The following is a 13,986-nucleotide window of genomic DNA, read 5'->3' on the forward strand; positions in this document are numbered from 1 at the left end:
GCAGCCGCAGCAGGGCCGACCGGCCCCGAGGTGGCCCCGTACAGCCCATGGGCTCCTCCTTCGCTCTGCCGGACGATCGAAGTACCGAGAGCATGGAGGAGACCTGCCATGACGGACGACCTGCTCCACCGGCCCAGGGTGGACGACGCCCTGTTCGGGGACGGCACCACCGTGTGCATCCGGCCTGTGTTGCCGGACGACCACGAACAGTTGCGAGGGTCGTACGAGGGGCTCTGCGAGGAGATGTCGCCGCAGAACCTCCGCCCGCGCTTCTCGGCGGCGAGCCTGCGCCCGGCCGCGACGGCCGCCGACCGGGCCCGCGCCCCGGCCCGCCCGGGGCACCGGGTCCTGACGGCGGAGGTGGACGGCAGGGTGATCGGCCTCGCCGAGGCCGCGGTGCGCCCCGCTGCTGCCGGGCGCGAACGGAAACACCCCCGTCGACCTCGAAGGACCCCAACAGCTGCTCCACCTGCTTTCCCGGATGGCGGCGGACCTGCCGCGACTCGCCGAGGCCGACTTCAATCCCGTCCTGGTGACACCGGACGGCGTCAGCGTGCCCGACGCACGCATACGCCTCCTGCCCGCCGCCCCCAGGACCCTTACCTGCGACGACTGCGCTGAGGAGGAACCGCCATGCGACACGACAAGGTCGGCACCGTGATGACCACGGACGTCGTCCGCGCCGAGTACGGCACCCCGTTCAAGGAGGTGGCCCGGCTGCTCGCGAGCCACCGGATCAGCGGACTGCCGGTGGTGGACGAGGACGACAAGGTCGTCGGTGTCCTGTCCGAGACGGACCTGATGATGCACCAGGTGACCGTCCCGGACCCGGACGGGCCGAAGCACCGCACGCGGCTCGCCGAGCTGACGCCCGGCGCCAAGCGACAGACCGCGAAGGGCAAGGCCCGAACCGCAGGCCGGCTGATGACACAGCCGCCCGTCACGGTGCACGCCGACGACACCATCGTCCAGGCCGCCCGCACCATGGTCCGCAAGCACGTGGAGCGGCTCCCCGTCGTCGACGAGCAGGACCGGCTCGTCGGCATCGTCACCCGCAGCGACCTCCTCCAGGTCTTCCTGCGGCCCGACGCCGAGATTCGCACCGAGGTGATCGAGGAAGTCCTGGTTCGCACGCTGTCGCTGCCGCCGCGCAGTGTCGAGGTCTCCGTTGCGGAGGGCGTCGTCACGCTCTCCGGACACATGGAGCGCAGGAGCGAGACGGAGATCGCCCCGTCCATGACCCGGCGGATCGACGGCGTGGTCGACGTGGTCGGCAGGCTCACCTACCGACTGGACGACGCACGCCTGCGTACCGAGGAGCAGACACAGTCAGTGCACGGCGTGGCCGACGACTGGCTGCGCCGGCTGTGAAAGGAGGTGGACCACCATGACCGACACCGTGCTGGTCACGTACGGAACGACGAACGGATCCACAGCGGAGATCGCCGAAGCCGTGGCCGAGGTCCTGCGCAAGGGCGGGCTGACCGTCGAGTCGCTTCCGGCCCGGTCCGTGACGAATGTGGCGCGCTACGACGCCGTCGTGGTCGGCGGCGGCCTCTACGCGGGGCGCTGGCACAAGGACGCACGGCGGTTCGTCCGCCGCAACCGCGTGCCCCTCGCGGAGCGTCCGGTGTGGTTCTTCAGCAGCGGCCCGCTCGACGCCTCCGCCTCCGAGCGGGACATCCCGCCGGTGCGAGGCGTGCAGCGGGCCATGACCCGGCTGGGCGTCCGGGACCACGTCACTTTCGGCGGATGCCTGGAAGACGGCGCCAAAGGGCGGGTGGCCGGGATGATCCTCCGCTCCGGCAAGGGCGGTGACTTCCGGGACTTCGGCGCGATCCACGCCTGGGCGGGAGGCATCGCCGACACACTGACGCACACCTAGAGAAGGAGCAGAGGCACCGCATCGACGATGTTCTCAGCAAAAGCCGGAGCGTGCCGGTGCGCGACCACGGGCGTACGGTCACTGACCGTGGTGAGGAGCGTCGGACGGCGCCACGGGCTTACGCCGCGCCGTGGACTGGATGCGGGTGCGACCGGTGGGTGCGCATCGGACCGTACGCCGTCACGGGACGTCGCGTCGCGGTCTGAGCAGGGCCTTTCTCCGGAGGCCGGGGACCGATGGTCCCTGGCCGGGGACGCCCGAGCCGTTTGACGATGGACGGTGCCAGGACCGGGATGCCCAGGGGAGAGACGAGAAGGCAGATGGACGCCAACGACGGATTGCGTGCACTCGACCGGCAGGAATGCCTGAGTCTGCTGGCCAAGGCGCCGGTGGGGCGCATCGTGTACACGCGGCAGGCGCTGCCCGCAGTCCTGCCGGTCAACTTCTGCCTCGACCAGGACGGCGCAGTGCTGGTGCGCACCTCGGCGTCCTCGGAACTGGCGAGTGCGATCGACGGAGCGGTGGTCGCCTTCGAGGCCGACGAGGTCGACGTCGCCACCCACTCCGGATGGAGCGTCGTGGTCATGGGGACGGCCACCCTCGTGACCGACCCCGCCGAGCACGCACGGCTGTTGCGGACCGGGCCGCGTTCCTGGGCTCCCGCGCCGCAGGAGGCCTTCGTGCGCATCGACCCCGAACTGGTCACCGGACGCGACCTCGTCGGCGGACGCACCCTGTACGGCGTGCACCTCCCCTCCTGATCGCCACGCCTTCACGCGGCCCGAACAGCCCTTGGGACAAGGGCTGTTCGGGCCGCGCGCATGACACGGACGCGCATGACGCGTACGAGCAGGCGACGGCCCACGACCTCCACGAGGCCGAGCGGCGCGCGGCCTCGTGTTCTGCACGGACCGAGTCATCGGCATCTCCCTCCATGGTGCCGGCGCGAAGTCCGGTCCGGGCACGGTCCGCCAGGGAGCAAGCGGACGAAGCCGGGCCGGCACCGTGCTCTCACGCAACTACGGGACCGGCATCCCGACGTCACGGTGGAAACCGAAACGTCTCCACCACTCCGAAGAACTGCTCGCCGCGACGCAGGAGGCCGCCGTCGTCGTCATCGGGGCCCACCGCCGGACGAGCGTCCTCGGCCCGCGCCCGGGTCCGGTCGCCCACATTGCTGCACGGGGCCCACTGTCCGCTGCCCGGTCCTGGTGCCTTACGGGGGGTGGGTAAGGCGGTGTGTGGTCCCTTGAGTGGGGCGACGTCGGGGAACAGGTCATAGCCCCCGCAGTCGGTGATCCGCTTGTCGTCCAGGTGCCCTCCAGGGGTTGCCGGGCAGTGGACCAGTTCCAGCCATGGAGCCTTTGAAGAGGGCGGACGGAGGGGAAGGGCGCAGTGTCGCCCCGGACGGCGGTCTTCTGTGCGGTAGTCACCGGGCCGTGACTCGGCCCCTGTGCGACGGCAGTCCGCCGAACAGGGGCCGAAGGGTCATGTCACCGTCACCGGTACGTGAGCTATGGCTGTTCCACCTGCTCGGCTTCCGGACGGCCGTAGTAGGCCGTACGCATCAGCTCGCGCATGTCGTCGAGCATGGGCATCCGGGGGTTGGCGGGTGCGCACTGGTCTTCGAAGGCGTTCAGGGCCTGCTGGGGCAGGGCGTCGAGGAAGGCGTGCTCGTCGACGCCGAGGGCCTGGAACGTCGGCTCGATGCCCACGGCGGCGCGCAGCCGTTCCACCGCCGCGGCGAGGGACTCGACGCCCTCGGCCGGGGTGGCCGCGGGCAGGCCGAGGGTCCGGGCGATGTCCTGGAAGCGGTCGGGGGCGCGGTAGTTCTCGTACTTCGGCCAGCCGGTGAGCTTCGTGGGGACGGTTCCGTTGTAGCGGATGACGTGCGGCAGCAACACGGCGTTGGTGCGGCCGTGCGCGATGTGGAAGGTGGCCCCGAGGGTGTGGGACATGGCGTGGACGATGCCGAGGAAGGCGTTGCCGAAGGCCATGCCCGCGATGGTGCCGGCGTTGTGCATCCTCTCCTGAGCCTCCGGCCGCGCCGCGCGGTCGTTCACCGCCCCCTCGATGTTCTCGAAGATCAGCCTGATCGCGTGCAGGGCGAGGCCGTCGGTGAAGTCGTTGGCGTAGACGGACACGTACGCCTCGATGGCGTGGGTGAGGGCGTCGAAGCCGCTGTCGGCGGCCAGCGCGCGCGGCAGCGCGGTGGTGAGCAGCGGGTCGACGATGGCCACGCTGGGGGTGAGCGCGTAGTCGGCCAGCGGGTACTTCTTGCCGGTGGCAGGGTCGGAGATGACGGCGAACGGTGTCACCTCGGCACCCGTGCCGGAGGTGGTGGGAATGCACACCAGGCGGGCGAGCCTGCCCAGCGTCGGGAAGCGGAAGGCGCGCTTGCGGATGTCGGAGAACTTGTGCCGCATGTCGGCGAAGTCGACGTCCTTGCCCTCGGCCTGCTGCTCGTACAGCAGCCACATCACCTTGGCCGCGTCCATGGGGGAGCCGCCGCCGAGGGCGATGATGGTGTCCGGACGGAAGTCGCCCATGAGACGGGCACCGCGCCGCACGGAGTCGATGCTGGGCTCGGGTTCGACGTTGTCGATGACCTGGATCGTGACCGGTTCCCGGCGGCGTCGCAGCACGCGCTCGACCCGGTCGACGAGCCCGAGGCGGGTCATCGTCGCGTCGGTGACGACGGTGACACGGTGGACGTCCGGCATCGAGGCGAGGTAGCGGATGGACTGCGGCTCGAAGTAGATCTTCGGTGGGACCTTGAACCACTGAAGATTGTTGCGGCGCATCGACACGCGCTTGACGTTGAGCAACTGGGCGGCCGAGACGTTGTTCGACACCGACGTGCTGCCCCAGGAGCCGCAACCCAGCGTCAGCGAGGGCAGCAGGCTGTTGTAGATGCCGCCGATGGCGCCTTGCGAGGACGGGGCGTTGACGATGATCCGTACCGTCTTCATACGGCGGCCGTACTCCTCCGCCAACTCCATGTCCTTGGTGTGGATGACGGCGCTGTGGCCCTGCCCGTGGAAGGCCACCATGTCGGCGGCCAGGTCGAAGCCCCGCTGCTCGGAGTCGGCCCGCAGGACTGCGAGAACCGGGCAGAGCTTCTCGCGGGTCAGGGGCTCGTCCGGACCGACCCGGTCGGTCTCCACCAGGATGAGGGAGGTGTCGTCGGCCACGGTGAAGCCCGCCTGTTCGGCGATCCAGTACGCGCTCTGTCCGACCGCCGCGGAGTTGACCTTGGGCTCGCAGCCCGCGCCGGTGGCGCCGACGGGGAACAGGAAGGCCTCCAGCTTCGCCTTCTCCTCGGCGGTGGCCAGGTGGGCGTGCAGGGTGCGGAATTCGGCGAGGACCGCGTCGTGGATCTCCTCGTCCAGGATGACGGCCTGTTCGGAGGCGCAGATCATGCCGTTGTCGAACGACTTGGACAGCACCAGGTCGTTGACGGCCCGGCGCACGTCCGCACTGCGGTGGACGTAGGCGGGAACGTTGCCGGCGCCCACGCCCAGGGCGGGCTTGCCGGCCGAGTAGGCTGCCTTGACCATGGCGTTGCCGCCGGTGGCGAGGATCAGTGAGACGCCGGGGTGTCGCATCAAGGCGCCCGTTGCCTCGACGGAGGGCGTCTCGATCCACTGCACGCAGTGCTCCGGCGCGCCCGCCGCGACCGCCGCGTCCCGCACGATGCGGGCCGCCCGCGCGCTGCAGTGCTGGGCGGAGGGATGGAAGGCGAACACGACCGGGTTACGGGTCTTCAGCGCCAGCAACACCTTGAAGATCGTGGTGGAGGTCGGGTTGGTGACCGGGGTGATCGCACACACCACACCGACGGGCTCGGCCACTTCGGTCATGTCGTCGATGTCGTCGCGGGCGATGACACCGACGGTCTTCATCGGGCCCATGCCGTGCGTGACGTACTCGCAGGCGAACATGTTCTTGGCCGCCTTGTCCTCGAAGACACCGCGCCCGGTCTCCTCGACTGCGAGCCGCGCGAGCGCGGTGTGCTGGTCCAGAGCGGCGACCGAGGCCTTCTTCACGATGTGGTCGACCTGCTCCTGGTCGAGCGCCTCGTAGTCGGCGAGTGCCTTGAGCCCGTTCGTCACCAGGCGGTCCACCGCGATGGCGATGTCGGACGGCGCGGCGGCGGAGTCGGTGGTCGCGCTGCGGTCGTCGTGGCGGGTCATGGGGCGAGCCTCCGTCGTTGAGAGGGCGGCGCCGCGCGGTTGGCGGCGCTGGGAGGGAGCGGTACTGCGGGGGATGTTGTCCGGGACCGCTCCCATCAGCAGCGTCTCTCGTCAGAGGTGTTCCGCCCCAGGTCCCGTTGGTCCCTCGGCGGGGCCGACCGGCCCCGAGGCGGTGCGGACGGTCAGCCTGTTGACGACGCCGACCACACCGTCCACGCGATAGGTCAGCCGGATCACGAGCGGAAGGTCTCCGCTGTGCTCCAGGGGCCCTACCAGCGTGGCCATGCCGTCGCGGACCGAGACGGTCACGCCGTGGTCCGGTCGGCCGAGGACGCGGGTGAGTACCTCGTCGTGGACCTCCTGGCGGATCTCGTCGTCGGTACGCAGGAAGACGCGCAGCAGGTCCCGTCTGGTGGCGATGCCGATCAGCCGGTCCTCCTCGTCCACCACCGGAAGGCGCTCGACACCATGACGCTCCATCACGCGCGCCGCGTCCGCGATGCGTTGCTCCGGATGCACGGTGACCGCGGGCGTGGACATCAGTTCCTGCGCCGTGACGATCCCGCCGTCCGGGGACCTGGCCGCCTGGCGGCGGATCAGATCGGTCTCCGAGATCACTCCGAGGACCTTGTCGTCCTCGTTCACCACGGGCAGGCCGCTGATCCGATGCCGGTCCAGCAGCCGTACCACGTCCTTGAACGTCGTCTTCGGGTGTGCCTCGACGACGTCGACGGTCATCACCTCACCGACGATGCGTGCCATGGTGCCCACTTCCTTTCTCGTCGTATCTCGGCAGGGGCAGGGGCAGGGGCAGGGGCAGGGGCAGGGGCAGGGGCAGGGGCCACAGGACCCCGGGGGCGTCCTGTCGGGCTCTTCCCGGCGGAGCCAGGTCCCTGTCACCTGCTGTCGCTCGTCCCCGCCTCGGGGAGCGCCGCCCGTCCGGCCTCCAGACGCGCGACCGGGACGCGGAACGGCGAGCAGGAGACGTAGTCCAGTCCCGCGTCGTGGAAGAAGTGGACGGAATCGGGGTCCCCGCCGTGCTCGCCGCAGACGCCGATCTTCAGATCGGAGCGTGCGGCGCGACCCTCGTCGACCGCGATGCGGACCAGCCGTCCCACTCCGTCACGGTCGAGGGTCTCGAAGGGGGAGGTGGCGAAGATGCCTTTGTCGAGGTAGGCGGAGAAGAACGCCGCCTCGACATCGTCGCGGGAGAAGCCCCAGGTGGTCTGGGTGAGGTCGTTGGTGCCGAAGGAGAAGAACTCCGCCTCCTCGGCGATCCGGCCGGCCGTGAGCGCTGCCCGGGGCAGCTCGATCATGGTGCCGACCGGGCAGTGCACGGGGACGCCGGACTCCTCGGACACCTCGGCGAGGACGCGTTCCACCTCGGCCCGCTCGATGCGCAGTTCCTCGACGGCGCCGACCAGCGGCACCATGATCTCCGCCTTGGGGGAGCCGCCTGCCCGCACGCGTTCCACGACGGCCTCGGCGATCGCCCGTACCTGCATGGCGACCAGTCCCGGCACGACCAGGCCGAGGCGTACTCCGCGCAGTCCGAGCATCGGGTTCTCCTCGTGCATGCGGTTGACCGCGTCGAGGAGTTCGGCGTCGTGCGGGGCTGGTCCGGTGTCCTGGGCCTCGGCCGTGGCGATACGCACAGCGAGTTCGGTGCGATCCGGCAGGAACTCATGGAGGGGCGGATCGATGAGCCGGATGGTCACCGGCAGACCGTCCATCGCCTCGAGGATGCCGATGAAGTCCTGCCGCTGCAGAGGCAGCAGCGCACCCAGCGCCTTCTCGCGCTCGGTCTCGTCGCGGGCCAGGATCATCGCCTCGACCAGCTTGCGGCGCTCGCCGAGGAACATGTGCTCGGTGCGGCACAGTCCGACGCCCTGCGCGCCGAACCGCCGGGCACGGGCGGCGTCCTCGGGGGTGTCGGCGTTCGCCCGTACCTCCAGCCGCCGGGCGCCGTCCGCCCGTTCCATGCTGCGGGCCACGGCCTCGACCAGCCCGGCGGACCGCTCACCCGTCTCGAAGTAGCGCATGACCGCGGAGTCGACGAGGGGTGCGGCGCCCGGGTACACGGCGCCCTCGGAGCCGTCGACGGAGATGACCGTGCCCTCCTCGACGACGGTGTCGCCCACGGTGAACCTGCGTGCCGCGGTGTCGACGGCGATCTCCTCCGCACCGCACACGCACACCGTGCCCATGCCACGCGCTACGACGGCGGCGTGGCTGGTCTTGCCGCCGCGGCTGGTGAGGACCGCCTCCGCGGCGATCATGCCCGGCAGGTCGTCGGGGGTGGTCTCCTGGCGTACGAGGACGACCTTCTCTCCCGCGGCGGCCCGGCGGACCGCTTCGGCCGAGTCGAAGACCGCCACACCCGCGGCCGCACCCGGCGAGGCCGGAAGCCCGTGCGCGAGCGGCTCGCCGACGGCCGAGGTGTCGAACCGGGGGAACATCAGCCGGGCGAGGCCGTCCCCGCTGACCCGGGCCAGGCCCTCGTCAGGGGCGATCAGCCCCTCGTCGGCCAGCTGGGCGGCGATGGCGAACGCGGCCTCGGCGGTGCGCTTGCCGACCCTGGTCTGCAACATCCACAGCCGGCCGCGCTCGATGGTGAACTCGATGTCGCACAGATCCCGGTAATGCGTCTCCAGAGTGCCCATGTGGCCGCGCAGTCGCCCGTACGAGACCGGGTCCAGCTCCTCCAGAGCGGTCAGCGGAACGGTGTTGCGGATGCCTGCGACGACGTCCTCACCCTGCGCGTTCGAAAGGTAGTCGCCGTACAGGCCGGGCCGGCCGGTGGCCGGGTCGCGGGTGAAGGCGACGCCGCTGCCGGAGTCGGACCCGAGATTGCCGAAGACCATGGTCTGCACGTTGACGGCGGTGCCCAGGTCGTCCGGGATGTGCTCGCGGCGGCGGTACAGCCGGGCGCGCTCGCCCTTCCAGGACTCGAAGACGGCAAGGACCGCGCGGCGCAGTTGCTCGACCGGGGACTGCGGGAAGTCCTCATCGGTCTCCGCACGGATCAGGTCCTTGTACGTCGCGACGAGCGCGACCAGGTCCGCCGCGTTGAGCCCCAGGTCGTCCGCCGCGCCCCGGACCCGCTTGAGGTCGGCCAGGGCTTCCTCGAAGAGGGAACTGTCGACGCCCATGACCGTACTGCCGAACATCTGCACAAGGCGTCGGTAGGAGTCCCAGGCGAAGCGTTCGTCCCCGGACACCTTCGCCAGACCGAGTACGGACTCGTCTCCCAGACCGATGTCGAGGATCGTCTCCATCATGCCGGGCATGGAGAAGCGAGCCCCGGAGCGGACGGAGACCAGGAGCGGGTCGTCGGGCTGCCCCAGCCGCCGTCCCGCGGCCTCTTCCAGGGCGGTGAGATGTTCGGAGATCTCGCGGGCCAGCGTGTCCGGCTCGGTGCCGGTGGCCAGGAAGACCCGGCAGGCCTCGGTGGTCACGGTGAAGCCCGGCGGAACGGGCAGGCCCAGCAGGGTCATCTCGGCCAGGTTCGCGCCCTTGCCGCCGAGAAGGGCGGCCATGTCCCGGCCGCCTGATGCGAAGTCGTACACGTAACGGACCATGACGCCGGTCTCCTCCGGTGGCTTCTGGCTGGGTACCTCTCCATCGTCCGGCCGCCGGGACCGGCAGGGGCAGGTGCTGTCGGTCCCCTCCACGGGGCCGGTCGGCCCAGGCGGGTGCGTCCCTCTCCCGCGGACGCCCCTGATCCGTTCGTCGCGGGGGTGCGCCACGGCCCGGGGCTGCGGGGCATGCCCGAGCCCGCCGTCGGCTGAACCGCAGGCCGCGGGCGCACGTCGGGCACTCGCCCGATTCGATTCCCCGGCCAGCGGCACCGCTACTGTGCCGGTCGCGCGCTGCGCGGCTCTCTGCGCGGCAGCGCGCGATGCCGTGCCCGCTCCGACGACGGCGGCCGTCCGGGCCGCTCCTCCGTGCCTCTGCCGGGTTCTCCCCGCCACCTCCATCACACCACCGGGACCGGCTCGGCCACCAGGACCGACCGTCCCCGGCTCGACGCGCACCGGGCCGTGCGGCCCCGCGTACAAGGGCTGTTTCGGACCTCTCCTCGGTCCCTTCGGCTCATGCGTCCTGACCTGTCGAGGCGTTGGGTGGAAGCAGGGAGAACAATGCCGACCAGGGAGGGCTGAGGACAGTGGGTACCAGTCTCACACCGGAGTTCTGGGAACGGTTCGTGGTGCTGTTCGTGCTGGCCATGGGGCTGACATTTGTCCTCGCGGCGGTCTTCGACAGTCTTGCCGTCCGGCTGCTGCGCCGTCGGATCCCCAAGGCGCTGCCGCCGGTGCCGGACCAGCCGCGTCGGCTGGACCAGCCGCGCCGGCCGGACCGGAAGGAGCACCGCACGTCGGCGCACTGCTGAGGCGAGCGATCGGCATGGCTTTCATGGGCCGGGACTTGGTTCCCGGCCCATACGGCGTGCGCTGATCGATCCCGCCGTGACGGGCACAGCGCCGGTCGCCTCTTCGTGGGGGCCGATCGGCCCCCGACCGGGACTCCTGGCCCCTCGTGCGGCAGCCGCGCGGACTGGAAACTGACAGCGCACCCCTGAAGGAGGTCCGCACATGCCAGCCATCACCGTCGGCCTCGACGGCTCGCCCGAAAGCCTCGCCGCCGCAGACTGGGCTGCTCGCGAAGCAACGCAACGAGAGGCGCCCTTGCGTCTCGTGCATGCCCGGGACGCGCTGGGGGCGCCGTACACCCCCTTCATGGGGGCTTCGGCACCGGGCGTGCTCGAAGCGCAGCGCGACTGGGCCGCCCACCTGCTGCGCGAGGCGCAATCCCGGCTCACGGAACGCCACCCCGGCCTGCGGATCACCACCCTGCAGGCAGAGGACGAGGCCGTCCCGGCTCTGCTGGCGGCCGCGGAGGACACCGAACTGCTGGTCCTCGGCTCCCGGGGCCTCGGCACGGTGGCCGGCTTCCTGGTCGGCTCCGTCGCCCTTGCCGTGGTGGCACGTACGGAACGGCCCGTCGTCCTCGTGCGGGCCGGGGAGCATGCCGAGGACGAGCATCTGCCGGACGCCGCGGGCGCCGCGTCGAGCAACACCCAGTACCGCGACGTCGTGGTGGGGCTGGACCTGGAGGATCCGGGCGACGCGGTCGTCGAGTTCGCCTTCGAGACCGCCCGGCGTCGCGCGGCCTGCCTGCGGGTGGTCCACGGCTGGAACCCGGCGGCCGTCTACGGCTACGGTGCCGTCCTGGATTCGGGACTCGAGGCCGAGCTGGCGGCGGAAACACGGCAGGGACTGAGCGACCTCCTGCGTCCGTGGAAGGACAAGTTCCCCGGTGTGGAGGTGCGCGCGCAGGCCGTCGTCGGCAGCGCAGGCCGTCATCTCGTGCACGCCTCGAGGGACGCGTCGCTGGTCGTCGTCGGGCGGAAGAGGAACCAGGCGTTGGTCGGCGGTCGCATCGGCCCGGTGACCCACGCGGTACTCCAACACGCCTCCGCGCCGGTCGCGGTGGTGCCGCACGACTGACGGACCCGGCACCGCAGCCGACCTGGTCCGGCAGGTGTCAGAGGACACGGCAGACTCCCCGCCGGCGGTCAGTTGGCCTCCCGCTGGCGGACATGAAACATCCCTGGTGACGGACAGCTGATCTTCCCGCAGACCCACCTGGATGAATGAGTCCAAGGGATGGCCTGCGGACATAGGACGAGGGCGTCCAATGTCAGTGTGTGAAGACGGACCTGGACACCCTCGCAACGGCACTCTATGCCCGGATCGACGACGAGTTGAAGGCTTCGCCGTGGTTGGCCCCGTGCCGCCCGGCCGTCGGGATCGCGCCCACGCTCGGTGACGCCGAACTGGTCACTCTCGCGGTCATGTCGGCGCTGCTCGGTTACACATCCGAGCGGCGCTGGCTGCGCCGCGTCGGGCGGGACCTCGGCCGTCTCTTTCCCTACGTGCCCCAGCAGTCCGTCTACAGCAAGCGGCTGCGCGCCGCGTCGTCGCTGCTCACCAGCATGATCCTGGATCCTGGCCCGGGACACCTCTCTGTGGAGCGACGATGTGTGGCTGGTCGACTCCACCCCGGTCGGCTGCGGATGCTCGCGGGAGACCGCCAAACGCTCGGACCTGGCGGGCTGGACCCGGTACGGCTACCGCGCGTCGCACTCACGGTACTTCTGGGGGCTGCGGCTGCACCTGGTGTGCACGCTCGGCGGGCTACCGGTCCTGTTTATTGGAGTACGCGCGGGTTCCCGGAGCCCTCCCAGTGGCCGTGAATCCGCATCTCAGCTGGTAGATCGCCTTGTGTGGGTAGTTCACTCGTTGGTGTGAGATCTCAGCAGTAACTCGCAGATTCTGAGAGTGGTCGCCGTAATCTGCGGCTTCGTGTCAGATTCCGAAAGTCGCGTGCTGACGCTCGTGCGACCCGGGCCAGAGCTGGCCGTGCCGGTAGATCCGGCTGCGGTGTCGGTCGAGTCCGGTCTCGCGGACGTCGTCACCCTTCAGCGACGCCGCCAGGCCCGCGTCTCGGAGCACGACGAGGAGAGCTTCTTCCTCGACACGCTGTCCGAGTACCAGTGGGCGAGGGACGCGGCCGGCCTGGCACCGACGACGCTCGACGGGCTGATCAAGCCGGTGATCGAGGTCTGCGAGTTCTACGGCACGGTGCCATGGAAGCTCTCGCCCCGGGAGTTGGACCGATACTTCGCCGGTGCGGGCAAGCGGGCACCGTCGACCCTGCGCGGCAAGATCAACAAGATCGACGCGTACTTCGCGTTCCTCGAACAGCGCTACGCCGGCGAGATCATGCGCCGCTTCGGCCACGCCGTTGAGTCGCCGATCGACCCGTTCAACCGGCCCCGGCACCGCGGCGACTTCGGCTTGCGCGTCCCGCCCTCGCAGACGGCGATGCGGGACTTCTTCCGCCGCTGGCGCGAGGACCTGCCAAGCACCCGGAAGTACCTGGTTGCCTGCCGCGACTACGTGATGACGAAGATCGCGTACCTGTCCGGAGTCCGGGCCAACGAGCTGTGCGGGGTGTGCATGGGCGACCTGCACTGGGAGCACGGCCAGTGGGGCCGCTTCGTCGTACTCGGCAAGGGAGCCGGCGGGTCGGGGCCCCGGCCGCGCGAGGCCTACATGTTCCAGGAGGGCCGGGCCCTCCTGTGGTGGTACATCGAGGAGATCCGCGGCGAGTTCGGCGACGACGCCGAGCACCCGAAGGCGCCGCTGTGGCCGTCGGAGCGCAAGCCCACCGCGGTCGCGGCGCTGAACCTGCCGATCGCCCCGGCGATCGTCCCCTCGACGTTCCGCCGGGCCCTGCACAACGCGGCCGACACCTATCTGACCGGGCCGGTTACCGACCTGTTCCCGCACCTGTTGCGTCACGCCTGCGCGACCCACAACTACGAGCGCGGGATGACGTTGTGGGAGGTGCAGAAGGTCCTCGGACACGCCTGGGCCACCACGACACTCCGGTACATGGCGACCGCGCACGCCGAACCGGAACACGCGAATCTGGCCGCCAGTGCCCGGGCAGCCCAACGACTGGTGATGGACAAGGGGAACCTGCGGTGAAGTGGAATCTGCGGATGGTCGCCGCCCAACGGGACCTATGGCGGCCGACCGAAGTGCTGGCCGCGTTCCAGCAGGTGGGGTTCAACCCGTCACTGAGCAAGGTCGCCGCGCTGTGGGGTGGCAAGCCGGTCACGGTTCGCCTGGACGACCTTGACCTGATGTGCGCGGCGCTCGACTGCACGGTCGCCGACCTGCTCCAGGCCGAGCCCGTCGCCGACGCGCAGGCCGCCCAGGACTCCGGCCAACTGGCGGTCGGCGCCGAGGGGCGGGAGCCGGGGCCGGTGAGGCCCGTCCCCCGTACCCGCCATAGCGGCGGGCCACGGTCACTGCCGCCGAGCTGAGGAAC

11 protein-coding genes and 1 pseudogene are annotated in these 13,986 nt (G+C 70.5%); 9 read left to right on the top strand and 3 right to left on the bottom strand.

Annotated elements, in window-relative coordinates; all coding sequences use genetic code 11:
* The first annotated feature begins 409 nt into the window (after positions 1 to 409).
* The 4 genes from C6376_RS27915 to C6376_RS27930 all read left to right on the top strand — a co-directional run bounded on the left by C6376_RS27915 (position 410) and on the right by C6376_RS27930 (position 2,646).
* A complete protein-coding gene (locus C6376_RS27915) occupies positions 410 to 661 on the top strand; it encodes an acetate--CoA ligase family protein (RefSeq protein WP_254076408.1) in 252 nt (83 codons plus the stop codon).
* Positions 634 to 1,371, top strand: a complete 738-nt coding sequence (locus C6376_RS27920) for a CBS domain-containing protein (RefSeq protein WP_107445963.1) — start codon at positions 634 to 636, stop codon at positions 1,369 to 1,371. The genes C6376_RS27915 and C6376_RS27920 overlap by 28 nt, the downstream gene beginning before the upstream one ends.
* A gap of 16 nt (positions 1,372 to 1,387) precedes the next feature.
* Entirely contained in the window at positions 1,388 to 1,885 is a 498-nt protein-coding gene (locus tag C6376_RS27925; protein ID WP_107445964.1) for a flavodoxin domain-containing protein, read from the top strand.
* A 320-nt stretch (positions 1,886 to 2,205) separates the two neighbouring features.
* The gene (locus tag C6376_RS27930; protein ID WP_107445965.1) at positions 2,206 to 2,646 is read left to right on the top strand and encodes a pyridoxamine 5'-phosphate oxidase family protein; all 441 of its coding nucleotides are present in this window, start codon (positions 2,206 to 2,208) and stop codon (positions 2,644 to 2,646) included.
* Between the two features lie 753 nt (positions 2,647 to 3,399).
* Here C6376_RS27930 and adhE read toward each other — a convergent pair.
* The 3 genes from adhE to ppdK all read right to left on the bottom strand — a co-directional run bounded on the left by adhE (position 3,400) and on the right by ppdK (position 9,662).
* Positions 3,400 to 6,081 carry a bifunctional acetaldehyde-CoA/alcohol dehydrogenase gene (gene adhE, locus C6376_RS27935; RefSeq protein WP_107445966.1) on the bottom strand — a complete coding sequence of 894 codons (2,682 nt, stop codon included), beginning with the start codon at positions 6,079 to 6,081 and terminating at the stop codon, positions 3,400 to 3,402.
* 111 nt (positions 6,082 to 6,192) lie between these two features.
* Positions 6,193 to 6,843, bottom strand: coding sequence for a CBS domain-containing protein (locus tag C6376_RS27940; RefSeq protein ID WP_107445967.1), 651 nt, complete (start codon positions 6,841 to 6,843; stop codon positions 6,193 to 6,195).
* Positions 6,844 to 6,977: 134 nt separating this feature from the next.
* Positions 6,978 to 9,662, bottom strand: a complete 2,685-nt coding sequence (gene ppdK, locus C6376_RS27945) for a pyruvate, phosphate dikinase (RefSeq protein WP_107445968.1) — start codon at positions 9,660 to 9,662, stop codon at positions 6,978 to 6,980.
* Between the two features lie 587 nt (positions 9,663 to 10,249).
* Here ppdK and C6376_RS43930 point away from each other — a divergent pair.
* The 5 genes and pseudogenes from C6376_RS43930 (at position 10,250) to C6376_RS27970 (ending at position 13,981) form a co-directional block, all read left to right on the top strand.
* Positions 10,250 to 10,474: a hypothetical protein gene (locus C6376_RS43930; RefSeq protein ID WP_159083265.1), complete on the top strand. Its 225-nt coding sequence runs from the start codon at positions 10,250 to 10,252 to the stop codon at positions 10,472 to 10,474.
* A 202-nt stretch (positions 10,475 to 10,676) separates the two neighbouring features.
* Entirely contained in the window at positions 10,677 to 11,591 is a 915-nt protein-coding gene (locus C6376_RS27955; protein WP_107445969.1) for a universal stress protein, read from the top strand.
* Positions 11,592 to 11,791: 200 nt separating this feature from the next.
* Positions 11,792 to 12,296 (top strand): annotated as a pseudogene (locus C6376_RS27960) (IS982 family transposase); the annotation flags it as partial.
* A 174-nt stretch (positions 12,297 to 12,470) separates the two neighbouring features.
* Complete coding sequence (locus C6376_RS27965; protein ID WP_173985746.1) at positions 12,471 to 13,640, top strand: site-specific integrase; 1,170 nt, start codon at positions 12,471 to 12,473, stop codon at positions 13,638 to 13,640.
* Positions 13,637 to 13,981 carry a helix-turn-helix transcriptional regulator gene (locus C6376_RS27970; protein WP_254076080.1) on the top strand — a complete coding sequence of 115 codons (345 nt, stop codon included), beginning with the start codon at positions 13,637 to 13,639 and terminating at the stop codon, positions 13,979 to 13,981. Before C6376_RS27965 ends, C6376_RS27970 begins: the two co-directional genes overlap by 4 nt.
* Positions 13,982 to 13,986: the final 5 nt, after the last annotated feature.

The organism is Streptomyces sp. P3, assembly GCF_003032475.1.
Lineage (GTDB): Bacteria > Actinomycetota > Actinomycetes > Streptomycetales > Streptomycetaceae > Streptomyces.